The organism is Pseudooctadecabacter jejudonensis (assembly GCF_900172275.1).
GTDB lineage: Bacteria > Pseudomonadota > Alphaproteobacteria > Rhodobacterales > Rhodobacteraceae > Octadecabacter > Octadecabacter jejudonensis.
Genome location: NZ_FWFT01000002.1, coordinates 424,605 through 438,175, shown reverse-complemented (window position 1 = coordinate 438,175; position 13,571 = coordinate 424,605). Strand labels below are relative to the sequence as shown.

The following is a 13,571-nucleotide window of genomic DNA, read 5'->3' as shown; positions in this document are numbered from 1 at the left end:
ACCGGACCTAGATTTGTTGGAGTAGGGTGAGTGCAATCGAGGTTGACCCAATCGCCGCTGAACTGGCCTCTGACCTGAGCAAGAATAACCGGATCAGGTCTTCTTGCTTTTCGGCTGACGCAATCTCGCCCATGTCGCTTGTCCCAAACGTGCTTTCGGCACGCTCTTTGAATTGCTCAAGTTGTTTGTCCAGATCAAGTGTCGCAAAGCTAGATGGAAAACCAAGCGCTGTCTGGAAGACTTCGCGCAAGGGCGCATTCCCCATCATGCCGAACCATCTACCATCATTGGTGCTGTTTGTATCAAGCAGATCGTCGAGAGCAGGATCCACGTTGAGAGCCAACCGTAAATCATTGTTCTGCTGCCCCACCGCCTTTTCAAACTGCCGTGCTTCGTAACGGTCGATTATGTCATCTGCAAAAAAGGAAAGACCTGTCAGGGTCAGTCCGGTTCCGAAACCAAAGGCCTCACTCAGATTTGCATACCGAGGATCGGCCAGTCGATTGGCCAAGGCCTCTGGGTCACTTGTTCCCTCTTCAAGAATTTTCTGAATGAAGAAGGTATTGTTAATGTCGTCATCAAGACCGAATGCCCCCAGAGCCACCGACAAAAGCTCCCGATCTTTCATCAGATCTTCAGCCGTTTGAATGGTGCCAATCCTTTCACGGAATGCGTCCGTTATTCTTTTGACCGGCACGCTTTCGTTAAAGGCCTGTTGCTGGCTTTCACCGGTTCGCTCAAGAAACAGCCACCCGCTATAGCCGGAGAAAGGAACGACAGGCTGGAAGGTCATGCCAGTCGCTGCCCATTGTTCAGCAAGACCTCTTCCCGCGGCAGAAGACTGCGCAGTCTTTTGAGGGCACGGTAAAACTCACCTGAATGAACGGCGTCTGCGGCTTCAGACAAGGCTTCGCGGCTGTCTGCATCATCGAATGCTTGCGCCAGTTGCTCGATACCACGCAAAAGCTGCGTGCGTCCTTCGATCTCCGTGGCATCGCCGGACAGGATCAATTGTGCAATGTAACAAACTCGCCGGACGGGCGTGTTGGCCTCTGTCGGACGGATCGCGTCCCTAAGCCTCAAAATGTTGGCATTCGGGGTCAAGATCGATAGTCGCGAGCGACGATCTCCGTTTTCTATGACAGCCCCGTTGACCAAAACGCGTTCCTTCGGGCCCAATTTCAAAACCAAACCTGACATTACGTGTCATCCCGTGCGCTTAGTCCACGCATCATTGCCGTGTTGATTTCAATTAGTGGAGCAATGTCAGCAGAGTTTTGGAGGATTTTGGCCGAATGAAAGGCTGTAAATTCCGCTAGGTAGAAGATTCGTGCTCGCAGATCGGTAGAAAGCGCGTTTTCATCCTCTGCGACCTGGGAGGCTAAGTGGGTCCAAACGGCCCGATTGGCGTGAACGGCTTCTGCAAATGTTGCAAAATCTGTTTTCTTTTTGGCGTTAGCCTCTTTGAGACGCACTGTGACATCCGAAAACAACTGATGTTCGATGGAACGTCCGGTGCGTAATACGGTGGTCTTTGGGGCGTACGCTTGGCGAGCTTGGTCGATAATATTCACGTTTTGTCCTTTCCGGACGGCACTGATGAACGCGCAGCTTTACTGCGCGGTGAATAGAAAGCTGGGGCGCCCGAAAGCGCCCCAGAAGTCTTCGATTAACGGAACAAGGACAGGATGGACTGTGGTGCCTGGTTCGCGATGGACAGGGACTGAACGCCAAGCTGCTGTTGGACCTGCAGTGCCTGAAGACGCGCAGAGGCTTCTTCCATGTCCGCATCTACGAGGGAGCCAATACCAGACTTCAAGCTGTCCGAGAGGCTGGAGATGAACGTCGATTGTGTTTGCAGACGCCCTTCCACCGAACCAAATGCCGCTGCCGCATCAATCGAACCGGTCAACATCCCTTCAATCGCTGAGAGCGCGCCCGCAGCATCGTTCGTCACATCGATATTCTCAAGACCTGCCAAGGTGCCAGACCCACGAGACACTTCGTATTCAACCGCAATCCCGGCCTCACTGGTCAGGTTTTCAACCGAAAGCGTTCCCGCCGTCGTCAGATCAAGCGCGAAGTCATCGGTGCTCAAACCGGCCTCTTGCAAAGCGTCCTTCAGACCAGCGGTGACAGAGGCGGAGGTGTCGTTTTCACGGACACGATAGGTTCCTTCAACGTCTCCGATTTTGAGATTGATTGTGTCGCCAACAATCAGACCATTGACGACTGAGGTGTCAACACCAGCGGTGCTGCCTTTCAAAGCGGCAGTACCGGCAGCCGCGCCCGCATTATCAAGGAAGGTAAAGCCAGTGATGTCGACTTCATCGGCGCCACCATTGGCGGCAAGAACGGTCACACTTGCGCTACCAGTACCAGTGCCCGCCGTGATGTCTGTACCAGCCGCCGTGGACAGGTTCTGTGAATCGACGCCAATATTGCTAGAGGCAACATTTCCAGCGCTGTCGCGGTCGAGAGAGGACAGTACGTTAATACCGGCGTTGCCATTGGCATTTGTCGCCGTCGTTGAGCCATCAACAAGGTTCAAACCATTGAACTGGGCAGCGCCGACAACAGATTTGACCTGTTCTGTCAGTGCATCAATGTCAGTCTGAAGCTTGGCGCGGTCGACGTTTTCTTCTTGAGCGGCAACGATTTTGCCTTTGATGTCTGTCAGCAAGTCCGTCACTGTTTCCGATGCATTACGCGCAACGGCTACGGTGGATTGGCCCAGGCTCAAGCTGTCAGAAATCGCTTTGAAGCCCTTCACGTCGCTTTCCATTGTTTTGGAAATGGCCCAGACAGCGGCATTGTCTTTGGCGGACGCCACATCTTTACCTGTCGAGATCATCGACTGTGTTTTGGTCAGATCGGAGTTGATGGACTTGAGAGTTTGCAGCGCAACCATTGCGCCATTGTTTGTCAGAATGCTGGACATGTTATGTCACCTATTTTTTGGCACGTTTCGCGCCGGTTTCAAAACGCCTGCTGCTTTCACAGGCTTTCGTCGTTCTGACGTCTACGAGGACCTTTTCGGCCTTGTGCCACTTTCGCTAAGTGCAGCGCCGGTATCCTCCGCCAAACGTTAATAGGCGCTTAATCTCAAACCCCAATATCTCTATGATTTTCTTACAATTTTCAGAACTTCCGGTCTGTCTTGCGCAGCGGTGTTCCAATGCTTGTCGCATTCCCTGAAGGATCATAACTGGAGAGGGACGACCGCGCTGCGCGTTGTTTCGTTAGGGTTGCAACGGCTTGTCCGACACCAGATTTCGCAGCCTCTAACAGGCGTGTGTGGTCATGTAATCGCCTGGACAACGCCGACAGATCTGTTGCCGATGCGCCTTCCAATTTTTGCGTCAACTGCATCTTTTGCTCAGCCATTTTGGCGATGGCGTCCAAATCACCGCTGAACAGCGCTGCTTTTTCCGCGTCCAACAGTTGGGTCAGTTCTTCAATCGCGCGCTTCGACATTTTGCCCTCCGGTCATTGCTTCAAACAGCGTTTGTGCCAATCCGATGCCACCGGCGGCTGTCATGCGGCGAGCCTGCTCTTCGCGCATGAAGGATGCAAACTGATCCTCACCCGAGCCGCCTCCAAAGCCTTCAGGTTGTTTGCCGAAGTCGATTGATTTCAACATCTCAGCCAGAAATGCGGCCTCCAAGTCTTGGGCCACGGCCATCATCCGCGCGTCGGATGAGGTTGGGGTATGCGGTTGGGATCTTTGTATTTCCATATCGGCCTCCAGTTTGTTCAATTTGTTTGGGCTTTAAGGGTCAGCGGTAAAGAATCAGTAAGGAAACCACAGATAAGAGGGGGCAGATTGATCACTGTCGGAGAAACCGATGATTCTTGCAGATGCCTTAATGCGTACCGGCGCCAACGTGCCCACCCCGCCTCATGCCGAACCCATGGTAGACGGCCAAAAATCAGCGGATTTTTTGGCTGCGTGGGAGGAGTCTCATCCCAATCCAGAGGGCCCAGTCGTTGAAATCAACGATGTCGAAACTGAGACTGAGACGCCAGAAACTAATGCGGTGGCAACAGAGGGTGATGAGACGAAACAAGTCATCTCTCATGAGCTCGAAACACCGGTTGCTGGAACGTTGGCCGCGGTTTCACCGGAACAGGTCGCACCTATGCCCAAACGCAGTCTGGCTGGCGAAATAGGTGGGCAAGACACGTCTGACGAAGGCTTGATCGCACCGGAAGAACCGCAGCTGTCGGACAAAAAGTCATCGACCTCTCCATTGCTTCAGGGCGAAGGCCCTGTGATGCGTGTTTCGGCTGACGGACGCGTAGAAAGCAAGCTGGACAACACGGTGGGACCTGTTCCTTCCGACGGTGTCATATCCGAGCCCCTTGAAGGGGGGACGTCTGCGTTCACGTCGTTAAACGCAAGGACGGCGGAGGCTGCCCCATCGACGCCACCAGCTGAACGTCCTCAGGAGGGTGCCGCCCCCTCAAATACACGAACCACCGAAGTTGCATCGATGATCAACCCTAAGGCCTCATTGCCGAACGGAAAATCAGGTGAGACGTCTGAGAGGACGCTGGACGGAATAGCACCCGCACCACGTGCTGAGACGCTGTCCGCCGCGCCTCAGCCTCCGAATGCAAACGTCGTTTTTTCGACCCTGTCGCCCCCTCAACCTTCGGGACTGACTTCTTTAGCGGGGTTTGAACACCTGGTTCGTCCATTGCCGACTGTGACGGATGAACCATTCGCAGAAACCGAAATGTCCGAACTTTTCGTGGCGGACGTTGGCTTGGCGTCGACCTCATCCTCACCGATGGCCGCCCCCCAAAACGCATCTGCGATGATGCCGGTGATGCGGCAACATGCAGGTTTTGTGGCCCAACAACTTGCGGCGGCGCTGACCCAAGCGCAGGGCGCGGCTACTCAGATTACATTGAACCCGGAAGAGTTGGGGACGGTCCGGTTGTCCTTGTCTGCGGGTGAGGCTGGGATCGTCGTCAATATTGTCGCGGAACGACCTGAAACGGCTGACTTGATGCGCCGAAATATCGACAGCCTTCTGCAGGAATTTGCGGACATGGGTTACGATAACCCGTCGTTTTCTTTCGATGGCAGCAACCAAGATGACCATCCCCCGGAAGAGCGTTTGCCGTCCCCCGCGGGCCCGCAGATTTCCCCCGACGTTTCCATTCCACAACCGTTGCGCCAGCCGGGCGGCGGACTTGATCTCAAATTATAAGGACAAATCAATGGATTTCGCTTCGATCAGCCAGACAGGCCCTGCTGGGTTTGGCCCACAAACCGAAACGTCCGAAGCCGTCATCAGTTCGGATTTCGAAACATTCCTGAAGATGTTGACCGTCCAGATGGAAAATCAAGATCCGCTCAACCCAACGGATTCCGCAGAATACGCAATGCAGCTGGCGACGTTTTCCGGGGTCGAACAGCAGGTGCTGACAAACGATCTCTTGAACGCATTGATGGTGCAGATGAACACGTCAGGCATGGCGCAGATGGCGGATTGGGTCGGCAAAGAAGCCCGTGCAGCGATGCCAGCCTATTTCGATGGCAGCCCCATTACAATCGCACCGAATCCCGCCGCCGTTGCGGATACTGTCGAACTCGTGGTCTTCGACGAGGAGGGGAACGAGGTGGAACGCACCGAAATTCCCGTGTCGGCTGACCCCATTGAATGGGCCGGCACGAATGCCGATGGCACTCCGTTTGCCAATGGCGTTTATGAATTCCGCATTATCAGTTCATCCAACGGTGAAGTCTTGATCAATGAAACCGCTGACGTCTACGCGCAGGTCAATGAAGTCCGCAGCGACGGCGGGCAGGCCATTCTCATTCTTGAAGGCGGGGTCGCGGTGCCTGCCTCAGGTGTGTCGGCGTTGCGTGAATGATCAGCTGACCAAGTCTAAAACCGCGATCACGATTCCCGCCAAACCTGCGCCAAACACGGTCCAACCCACAGCAGGCCAATAAGAGCGGCGCGGCGCAGGGGCAGGATCTTGATTGAGCTTGATCAAAGCCGCCTCTGCCATCGCAGGAAGGCGGGGGCCAAAACGTGCAAGCACCTGTGCCGTCTTAACAAGATCGGCGGCTGCAGCCCGTGGGCCAATGCTGTCTTTGATGTAATCTTCCACCACCGGTTTTGCGGCGTCCCAGATGTTCATTCGGTGATCAAACGTCCGCGCCACACCTTCGACGACAACCATTGTCCGTTGCAGAAGGATAAGTTCGGTTCTCGTTTGCATGCCAAAGCGTTCCGTCACCTCAAACAGATACGACAACAGCCGCGCCATTGAGATTTTTTCGGCATTCATGCCGAAGATCGGCTCCCCCACGGCGCGTAATGCGCGGGCAAATTCGTCGACATCGCGATCTGCAGGCACGTACCCCGCCTCAAAATGCACCTCGGCCACACGTTTGTAATCCCGACGAATAAAGCCGAACAAAATCTCGGCGTACACACGACGGGTGTATTCATCCAGATGGCCCATGATGCCAAAATCGAATGCGATGATATCGCCATTCGCCGCAATCTTGAGGTTTCCGTGGTGCATATCACCGTGGAAATATCCGTCTCTGAGTGCGTGGTTCAAAAACAGCTGAAGCACACGGCGCGACAGGTCTGTCAAGTCGTGCCCCGCAGCTGCAATCGCCTCTACGTCTGCGGCATTGATGCCCTCCGCCCAATCCAACACCATGACGCGCCGGCCCGACAGGGGCCAATGGACGGCGGGCAAAGCGAAACCATCATCGTTCTTGGTATTGTCCGCAAATTCGGAGGCGGAGGCGCTTTCGAGACGCAAATCAAGCTCACTCAGCACCACGCCTTCGAAATGTTCGACCACATCAATGGGCCGCAACCGGCGGGATGACGGTGAAAACGTATCGATCACCGATGCGGCCAGATAGAACGCGTCGATGTCTTTTTGGAAGGCCCGTTCGATCCCCGGACGCAAGACCTTTACCGCGACAAAATCACCGCTGTCGCGCAAGCGCGCCTTGTGGACCTGTGCGATGGACGCCGCGGCGACAGGTTCTGAGAACTCCGAAAACACGTTATCCACCGAAACAGCCAGTTCCCGTTCCACCTCGGCCTTGGCGACATCCACGGGAAACGGGGGCAGCTTGTCCTGCAAGACCCTCAATTGAAGGGCCAGATCGTTGCCGACCACATCGGGCCGCGTGGACAGAATTTGCCCGAACTTGATGTATGCTGGCCCCAACGCCTGCAACGCACGGGTCACGGCGGGCAGTTTTGGATCCCCCTTCAGGCCCAACCATTGAAACGGCCAAACCAGTGTCCTGACGGCCATCCGCACGGCCCGAGGGGCCTCAACCGCGTCCATGATCACCTTCATGGCGCCTGTGCGTTCCAGCGTGGCGCCGGTGCGGATCAGGCGAACAATATTGTGCGGGCCGCGCATGTTACAGCTTCCAACCGGAATGCAAGCAGGCAATCCCAAGGCTTAGGTTGCGGTATTTCGCATTGTCGAACCCGGCCTGCCGGACCATGCCAAGGAACGTGTCCTGATCAGGAAATTTGCGAATGGACTCGACCAGATACTGATAGCTGTCGCGATCGCCCGTGATGACCTTTCCCATGACGGGAATGGCATTGAATGAATAGAAATCATACATCCGTTGCAGCATGTCGTTGGGGATCTGGCTGAACTCCAGCACCATCAGGCGCCCCCCGGGTTTCAGGACGCGGAAGGCTTCGTTCAACGCCTCTTGCGGGCGGGTCACGTTTCGGATGCCAAAGCTGATCGTGTAGACATCAAAGGTGTTGTCGTCGAACGGCAGCGCCATCGCGTCGCCCACCACCCAATCCAAGGCATGGTCCTGCCGTGCGGCCTCAGCCCGTTTGCGGCCTTCGATCAACATGGGCTCTGTCAGGTCCAACACCGTCGCATGGCCGGACCCTGCGCGTTTCAAAAACCGGAAGGAAATGTCGCCGGTCCCACCGGCCACATCCAACAGCTTTTGTCCGGCCCGTGGGGCAAGCCAATCCATCATGGCGTCTTTCCACAACCGGTGGATGCCAAGGCTCATGGCGTCATTCATAACGTCGTATTTGCTGGCGACGCTGGAAAACACGCCCTGAACCAACCCTGCCTTGTCGCCCTCGGGCACGGTTTCAAATCCGAAATGGGTGGTCTTGTCGTCGCTCATCTTCAGCACCTTGCGCAGTTCATCCTGCAGATATAGCGTCCGCCTTTCAGATACAAACGGCCAAATCAGCGCGGAGGCTGCAATGCCCGAATTGCCCGAGGTTGAAACCGTCCGCCGTGGCCTTGCCCCTTCGATGGAAGGGCGGGTGATCACGCGGGCTGACGTCAACCGCCCCGATCTGCGCTGGCCGTTTCCCGACCGCATGGCCGACCGGCTGACAGGGGCACGGGTGACGGCGCTGCGGCGTCGGTCCAAATATGTTCTGGCCGATTTAGACACCGGCGAGACGTTGATCATCCACCTCGGCATGTCGGGTCGCATGACGGTGTCCGGTGACCCGCTGGGCCAATTCCACCACGAACACCCCGCCCCCGAAAAACATGACCACGTTGTCTTTCACATGGAGGGTGGCGCGCGCATCACCTTCAACGACCCGCGCCGCTTCGGTGCGATGGATCTTGGCCCCACCGCGACGCTTGAGGATCACTGGCTGATCAAAACCATCGGCCCCGAACCCTTGGGCAATGCGTTCAACGAAAGCTATCTCGTTGAAAAGCTGCGTGGGAAGAATGCGCCGATCAAAACCGCGCTGCTGGATCAACGCATCGTGGCCGGTTTGGGCAATATATATGTGTGTGAGGTGTTGCACCGCGCCGGCATCAACCCCAAACGCAAGGCGGGTGCCTTGTCTAAAGCGCGCGTTGCCTCCCTTGTGCCGATCGTGCGGGATGTCTTGGCCGAGGCGATCGAGGCAGGCGGGTCATCCTTGCGCGACTACCGTCAAGCGGACGGTGAGTTGGGTTATTTCCAGCACGGCTTTCAGGCCTACGACCGCGAAGGCCATCCCTGCCAAACGCCTGACTGCGGCGGCACCATCGCGCGCATTGTTCAGTCCGGCCGGTCGACCTTCTATTGTCCCAAATGCCAAAGATAGCTTGAATGCCCCGCTACTTGGGGTATCTCTAGGCGCTCATATCCTCAACGGGAGCCTCCCCAATGGCCTATGAAACCATCAACGTCGACGTCTCGGATGATGTCGCCCTGATCACGCTGAACCGCCCCGACGCCATGAACGCCCTGAATTCTGCCCTAATGGCTGAACTGGCGACAGCCGTGGCGGAGGCGGACGCATCGGACAAAGTGCGCTGCATCGTGATCACGGGCTCAGACAAGGCTTTTGCGGCGGGCGCTGATATCAAAGAAATGGCGGAACAGTCGTTTGTTGACATGTATAGGGCCAACTTCTTTGAGGAGGAATCGAACAAATTCCTGCGCACACGCAAACCCATCATCGCCGCTGTGGCAGGCTATGCGCTGGGCGGCGGGTGTGAATTGGCGATGATGTGCGATTTTATCATCGCCGCGGACACGGCCAAGTTTGGCCAGCCTGAAATCAACCTTGGCGTGATCGCAGGCATCGGCGGCACCCAACGATTGACGCGCTATGTGGGCAAATCCAAATCCATGGATATGCACCTGACGGGCCGCTTTATGGACGCGGAAGAGGCGCTCGCCTCTGGTTTGGTCAGCCGCGTCGTCCCTGCCAAAAAGCTGAAGGATGAGGCGATGTCAGCCGCAAACCGCATCGCTGAAAAATCCTTGCTGGCCTCGATGGCTGTCAAAGATGCGGTCAACCGGTCGTATGAAACGACATTGGCCGAAGGCATCAATTACGAACGTCGTCTGTTCCAGTCCCTGTTTGCCACCGAAGACCAAGCCGAAGGTATGGCGTCCTACATCGAAAAGCGTGAACCGCAGTTCCGTGACAAGTAGGGGTTCCAAACCACCGCCCTTTGCCCTATACGCGGCGACGAAATGCGCGTGATGCCCGCCTAAGGCTCGAATCAATCCCGGTTGTGGTCTGCCGGTGGGTTGCGTGTGTTACCGAATTTTGAACACAACGAACCCGAAAGAGACCGAACCCATGGCAAACTCTCCACAGGCCAAAAAACGCGCCCGCCAGAATGAGCGTCGTTTTGAAATCAACAAAGCCCGTCGTTCCCGCATTCGCACCTACCTGCGCAAAGCAGAAGAGGCGATTGCCTCTGGTGACAAAGACGCAGCCGCTGCCGCTGTGCGCGCTGTTCAGCCTGAACTGATGCGCGGCGTGACAAAGGGCGTTTTCCACAAGAACACCGCTGCCCGCAAAATGTCCCGCCTGGTCGCCCGCGTGAAGGCGCTGGGCTAAAGCGGCACGGGGATCGCGCCCGAAAGGGGCCTGCCGATTCTTGGAAAATACTGTCAAAGGGCGGCGCTTCGGTGCCGCCTTTTTCGTCTCAGCGTTTCATTTTTGCACAGCCGTGGAATGACTTTTCCTTGAGATTCAAAGGTCCGTCAGATTCGTTTCGACTACTTTTCTGTCAAGGCCAAGGTTGCTGTTGAAATGGTCTGCGCCACGGGGCAATTTCACGGTGCGATTCATTTTCGTTCCTGGGGGAGCGTGGGACCGCGAGACAGTTTGTTTGGGACTATCCATCTCGGTGGGTGTGCAATCTGGCCTTAGAAATAAGGCGTATCTCGCTCAACCATTGAATTGGCACAGTGTGGGAGCTGGGCCAATTTTAGGTGACCATGTTGTCTGCGATGGCGGTTGGCGTCGGGTTCTATATCCGATGAACTGACCGACAAACGCAAAGGCCTGAACGGCCAGTCGGCGCGTGTCAATGCGCCGGGTCAGACCGTTCGTTCTATCGGAACCAAAACGACCGCAGACGTCGTGGCGCAAGCCGCATGGTAAGGTAGGGACAAACGGGGACAGGATGACACAAGGGCACTGGGAACAGGTGAAGGCTGACATGAGGTCGGCCATTGGTGCGGGCAATTTCAAAAGCTGGATTGAACCTTTGTCGCTGATGACAGCCGGCGAAGGCGTGGCCCGTCTTGGTGCACCAAGTTCTTTCCACGGGGACTATGTGTCGAAAACCTACGGCGATCAGATCGTCTATCATTTGAACCGGCAGGGGTTGAGCGTGCAACGTCTTGCGTTTGAGGCGGCCGCGAACACCTCTCAGGTAAGCGCACCGCAGCCTGCGATGGCAAAAACCGCCCCGATCAAAAGCGGCGATGCACAGCCTGACCAGCGGTTCACTTTTGACAGCTTTGTCGTCGGCAAACCGAACGAACTGGCCCATGCGGCCGCCAAACGTGTGGCCGAAGGTGGGCCAACCACCTTTAACCCCCTCTTTCTGTATGGCGGCGTTGGTCTGGGCAAAACCCACTTGATGCACGCCATTGCACATGAACTGGGTGAGAAACGCCCGGACCTCAACGTCCTCTACATTTCTGCCGATCAGTTCATCTACCGCTTCATCTCAGCCCTGCGGGATCGCAAAATGATGGACTTCAAACAGCACTTCCGGTCTGTTGATGTGCTGATGGTCGACGACATCCAATTCCTTGAGGGCAAGGACAGCACGCAGGAAGAATTCTTCCATACGTTCAACGCCCTCGTGGATCAGAACAAACAGCTGATCATCTCAGCCGATCGCGCACCCGGCGAAATCCGTGATCTGAGCGAGCGGATCAAATCCCGGCTGCAATGCGGTCTCGTCGTTGATCTGCACCCGACGGATTTCGAACTCCGCCTCGGGATTCTGCACGCCAAGCAGGAAACGTATCAGACCATTTATCCCGGCGTGGACATCGCGCCTGGTGTCCTTGAATTCCTGGCTCATCGCATTTCCAGCAACGTGCGTGTTCTTGAGGGGGCGTTGAACCGGCTTTACGCCTTGGCGTCCCTTGTGGGTCGCACTGTGACGGTTGAAATGGCGCAAGATTGTCTGTCTGACATCCTGCGCGCCTCCGATCGCAAGCTGACGATCGAAGAAATCCAACGCAAGGTGGCCGAACACTACGACATTCGACTGTCTGATTTGCTGGGGCCCAAACGCACCCGCACCTTGGCCCGCCCGCGCCAAATGGCCATGTGGCTGTGCAAACAGCTGACCACCCGCAGCCTGCCTGAAATTGGCCGCAAGTTCGGCAAACGGGACCACACGACAATCATGCACGGCGTGCGCAAAATCGATGAATTGCGTCAGTCCGACAGTCAGATCGCAGACGATCTGGAACTGCTGCGCCGCGCGCTAGAGGATTAAGCGCACCAATAGCGTAAATTCATCACGTTAACCCCCTCCGCCCCCTTGTGGAGGGGGCAAAATCCGGTAATTTTGCGGTCCCGAGTAACGGGATGAACTATCGGAGACAGGGCCATGAAACTCAGCATCGAACGCGCAACACTGCTCAAAGCCGTGGCGCAGGCCCAATCTGTGGTGGAACGGCGCAACACCATTCCGATCCTGGCAAACGTCCTGATCGAAGCCGAAGGGTCCGACGCCACATTCCGCGCCACGGATTTGGATATCGAGGTTGTGGACAAGGCCCCCGCACAGGTCGAACGGGCTGGGGCAACGACAGTGTCCGCGGTGACGTTGAATGAAATTGTGCGCAAGCTGCCCGACGGTGCGTTGGTCACCCTGACCGAGGACAGCGCGTCTGGTCGCCTGACGATTGAGGCAGGCCGGTCGAACTTCTCGTTGGCGACCTTGCCCAAGGAAGATTTCCCCGTGATGGCGTCGTCCGACTACGCCACGAACTTCTCCGCTGATGCGCCTACCCTGCGGCGGCTGTTTGACAAATCCAAATTTGCGATCTCGACGGAAGAAACGCGCTATTACCTCAACGGGGTCTACATGCATGTGGCGGATGCCGACGGCGGCAAAGTGCTGCGGTGTGTGGCCACCGATGGCCACCGTTTGGCGCGGATTGATGCGGATCTGCCCGCGGATGCGGACGGTATGGCAGGCGTTATCGTGCCTCGCAAAACCGTGGGGGAGCTGCGCAAGCTGCTGGATGATGATGACATGAAGATTGCGGTGTCCGTGTCGGAGACCAAGGTGCGTTTTGCGACACCCGAAATCACGCTGACATCAAAGGTCATTGATGGCACGTTCCCTGACTACACCCGCGTCATCCCGCAGGGGAACACGCGCAAGTTGGAAGTGGATGCGTCCGAATTTGCCAAAGCTGTGGACCGCGTGGCGACGGTGTCATCTGAGCGCTCTCGTGCGGTTAAGCTGCAGCTGGATGAAGACCGGCTGATCCTCTCTGTCAATGCGCCAGACAGCGGCGCGGCGGAAGAGGAACTTGCCGTTGCCTACGGCGATGAACGGTTGGAAATCGGGTTCAATGCGAAATACCTGCTTGAAATTGCCTCTCAGGTGGATCGCGAAAATGCGGTGTTCATGTTCAACTCATCGGGTGATCCCACGTTGATGCGCGAAGGCAACGACACCTCTGCCGTTTACGTCGTCATGCCCATGCGCGTGTGACCAAAATTCCGGAATTTTAGTGAAAGAAACAAATTTCCGGAAATTTGTTGCCTCCGGCGGGAGTTTTTCGG

At 56.3% G+C, this 13,571-nt stretch carries 15 protein-coding genes; 7 read left to right on the top strand and 8 right to left on the bottom strand.

Translation table 11 applies throughout. The features are described 5' to 3' along the window. Positions 1–7: 7 nt before the first annotated feature. The 6 genes from PSJ8397_RS07245 to PSJ8397_RS07220 all read right to left on the bottom strand — a co-directional run bounded on the left by PSJ8397_RS07245 (position 8) and on the right by PSJ8397_RS07220 (position 3,739). Positions 8–793 carry a DUF1217 domain-containing protein gene (locus tag PSJ8397_RS07245; RefSeq protein WP_085863915.1) on the bottom strand — a complete coding sequence of 262 codons (786 nt, stop codon included), beginning with the start codon at positions 791–793 and terminating at the stop codon, positions 8–10. Further along, entirely contained in the window at positions 790–1,200 is a 411-nt protein-coding gene (gene flbT, locus PSJ8397_RS07240) for a flagellar biosynthesis repressor FlbT (protein ID WP_085863914.1), read from the bottom strand. Before flbT ends, PSJ8397_RS07245 begins: the two co-directional genes overlap by 4 nt. Continuing rightward, on the bottom strand, positions 1,200–1,574 hold the full coding sequence (flaF, locus tag PSJ8397_RS07235) for a flagellar biosynthesis regulator FlaF (RefSeq protein WP_085863913.1): 375 nt from the start codon (positions 1,572–1,574) through the stop codon (positions 1,200–1,202). Before flaF ends, flbT begins: the two co-directional genes overlap by 1 nt. A 95-nt stretch (positions 1,575–1,669) precedes the next feature. Then, positions 1,670–2,941 carry a flagellin gene (locus PSJ8397_RS07230; protein ID WP_085863912.1) on the bottom strand — a complete coding sequence of 424 codons (1,272 nt, stop codon included), beginning with the start codon at positions 2,939–2,941 and terminating at the stop codon, positions 1,670–1,672. A 200-nt stretch (positions 2,942–3,141) separates the two neighbouring features. Continuing rightward, a complete protein-coding gene (locus PSJ8397_RS07225) occupies positions 3,142–3,441 on the bottom strand; it encodes a hypothetical protein (protein WP_235000614.1) in 300 nt (99 codons plus the stop codon). Positions 3,442–3,457: 16 nt separating this feature from the next. Continuing rightward, positions 3,458–3,739, bottom strand: a complete 282-nt coding sequence (locus PSJ8397_RS07220) for a rod-binding protein (protein WP_085864285.1) — start codon at positions 3,737–3,739, stop codon at positions 3,458–3,460. Between the two features lie 175 nt (positions 3,740–3,914). Here PSJ8397_RS07220 and PSJ8397_RS07215 point away from each other — a divergent pair, with 175 nt between their 5' ends. Both PSJ8397_RS07215 and PSJ8397_RS07210 read left to right on the top strand, forming a co-directional pair. Beyond that, positions 3,915–5,222, top strand: a complete 1,308-nt coding sequence (locus tag PSJ8397_RS07215; RefSeq protein WP_407691741.1) for a flagellar hook-length control protein FliK — start codon at positions 3,915–3,917, stop codon at positions 5,220–5,222. 10 nt (positions 5,223–5,232) lie between these two features. Next, on the top strand, positions 5,233–5,889 hold the full coding sequence (locus tag PSJ8397_RS07210; RefSeq protein WP_085863909.1) for a flagellar hook capping FlgD N-terminal domain-containing protein: 657 nt from the start codon (positions 5,233–5,235) through the stop codon (positions 5,887–5,889). On the opposite strand, the gene ubiB is transcribed toward PSJ8397_RS07210, so the two are convergent. Together ubiB and ubiE are read right to left on the bottom strand one after the other, a co-directional pair. Continuing rightward, a complete protein-coding gene (gene ubiB, locus PSJ8397_RS07205; RefSeq protein WP_085863908.1) occupies positions 5,890–7,422 on the bottom strand; it encodes a 2-polyprenylphenol 6-hydroxylase in 1,533 nt (510 codons plus the stop codon). It lies immediately after the preceding gene. Between the two features lies 1 nt (position 7,423). Beyond that, complete coding sequence (gene ubiE, locus PSJ8397_RS07200; protein WP_085863907.1) at positions 7,424–8,170, bottom strand: bifunctional demethylmenaquinone methyltransferase/2-methoxy-6-polyprenyl-1,4-benzoquinol methylase UbiE; 747 nt, start codon at positions 8,168–8,170, stop codon at positions 7,424–7,426. Between the two features lie 82 nt (positions 8,171–8,252). On the opposite strand from ubiE, the gene mutM reads away from it, so the two are divergent. From mutM to dnaN, 5 genes are all read left to right on the top strand, one after another. After that, entirely contained in the window at positions 8,253–9,104 is an 852-nt protein-coding gene (gene mutM, locus PSJ8397_RS07195; RefSeq protein WP_085863906.1) for a bifunctional DNA-formamidopyrimidine glycosylase/DNA-(apurinic or apyrimidinic site) lyase, read from the top strand. A 62-nt stretch (positions 9,105–9,166) separates the two neighbouring features. Further along, positions 9,167–9,943, top strand: coding sequence for an enoyl-CoA hydratase (locus PSJ8397_RS07190; protein WP_085863905.1), 777 nt, complete (start codon positions 9,167–9,169; stop codon positions 9,941–9,943). A 151-nt stretch (positions 9,944–10,094) separates the two neighbouring features. Beyond that, on the top strand, positions 10,095–10,358 hold the full coding sequence (gene rpsT / locus PSJ8397_RS07185) for a 30S ribosomal protein S20 (RefSeq protein WP_085863904.1): 264 nt from the start codon (positions 10,095–10,097) through the stop codon (positions 10,356–10,358). 571 nt (positions 10,359–10,929) lie between these two features. Further along, positions 10,930–12,267: a chromosomal replication initiator protein DnaA gene (dnaA, locus tag PSJ8397_RS07180; protein ID WP_085863903.1), complete on the top strand. Its 1,338-nt coding sequence runs from the start codon at positions 10,930–10,932 to the stop codon at positions 12,265–12,267. A 114-nt stretch (positions 12,268–12,381) separates the two neighbouring features. Then, positions 12,382–13,500, top strand: a complete 1,119-nt coding sequence (dnaN, locus tag PSJ8397_RS07175; RefSeq protein ID WP_085863902.1) for a DNA polymerase III subunit beta — start codon at positions 12,382–12,384, stop codon at positions 13,498–13,500. The last annotated feature ends 71 nt before the right edge of the window (positions 13,501–13,571 follow it).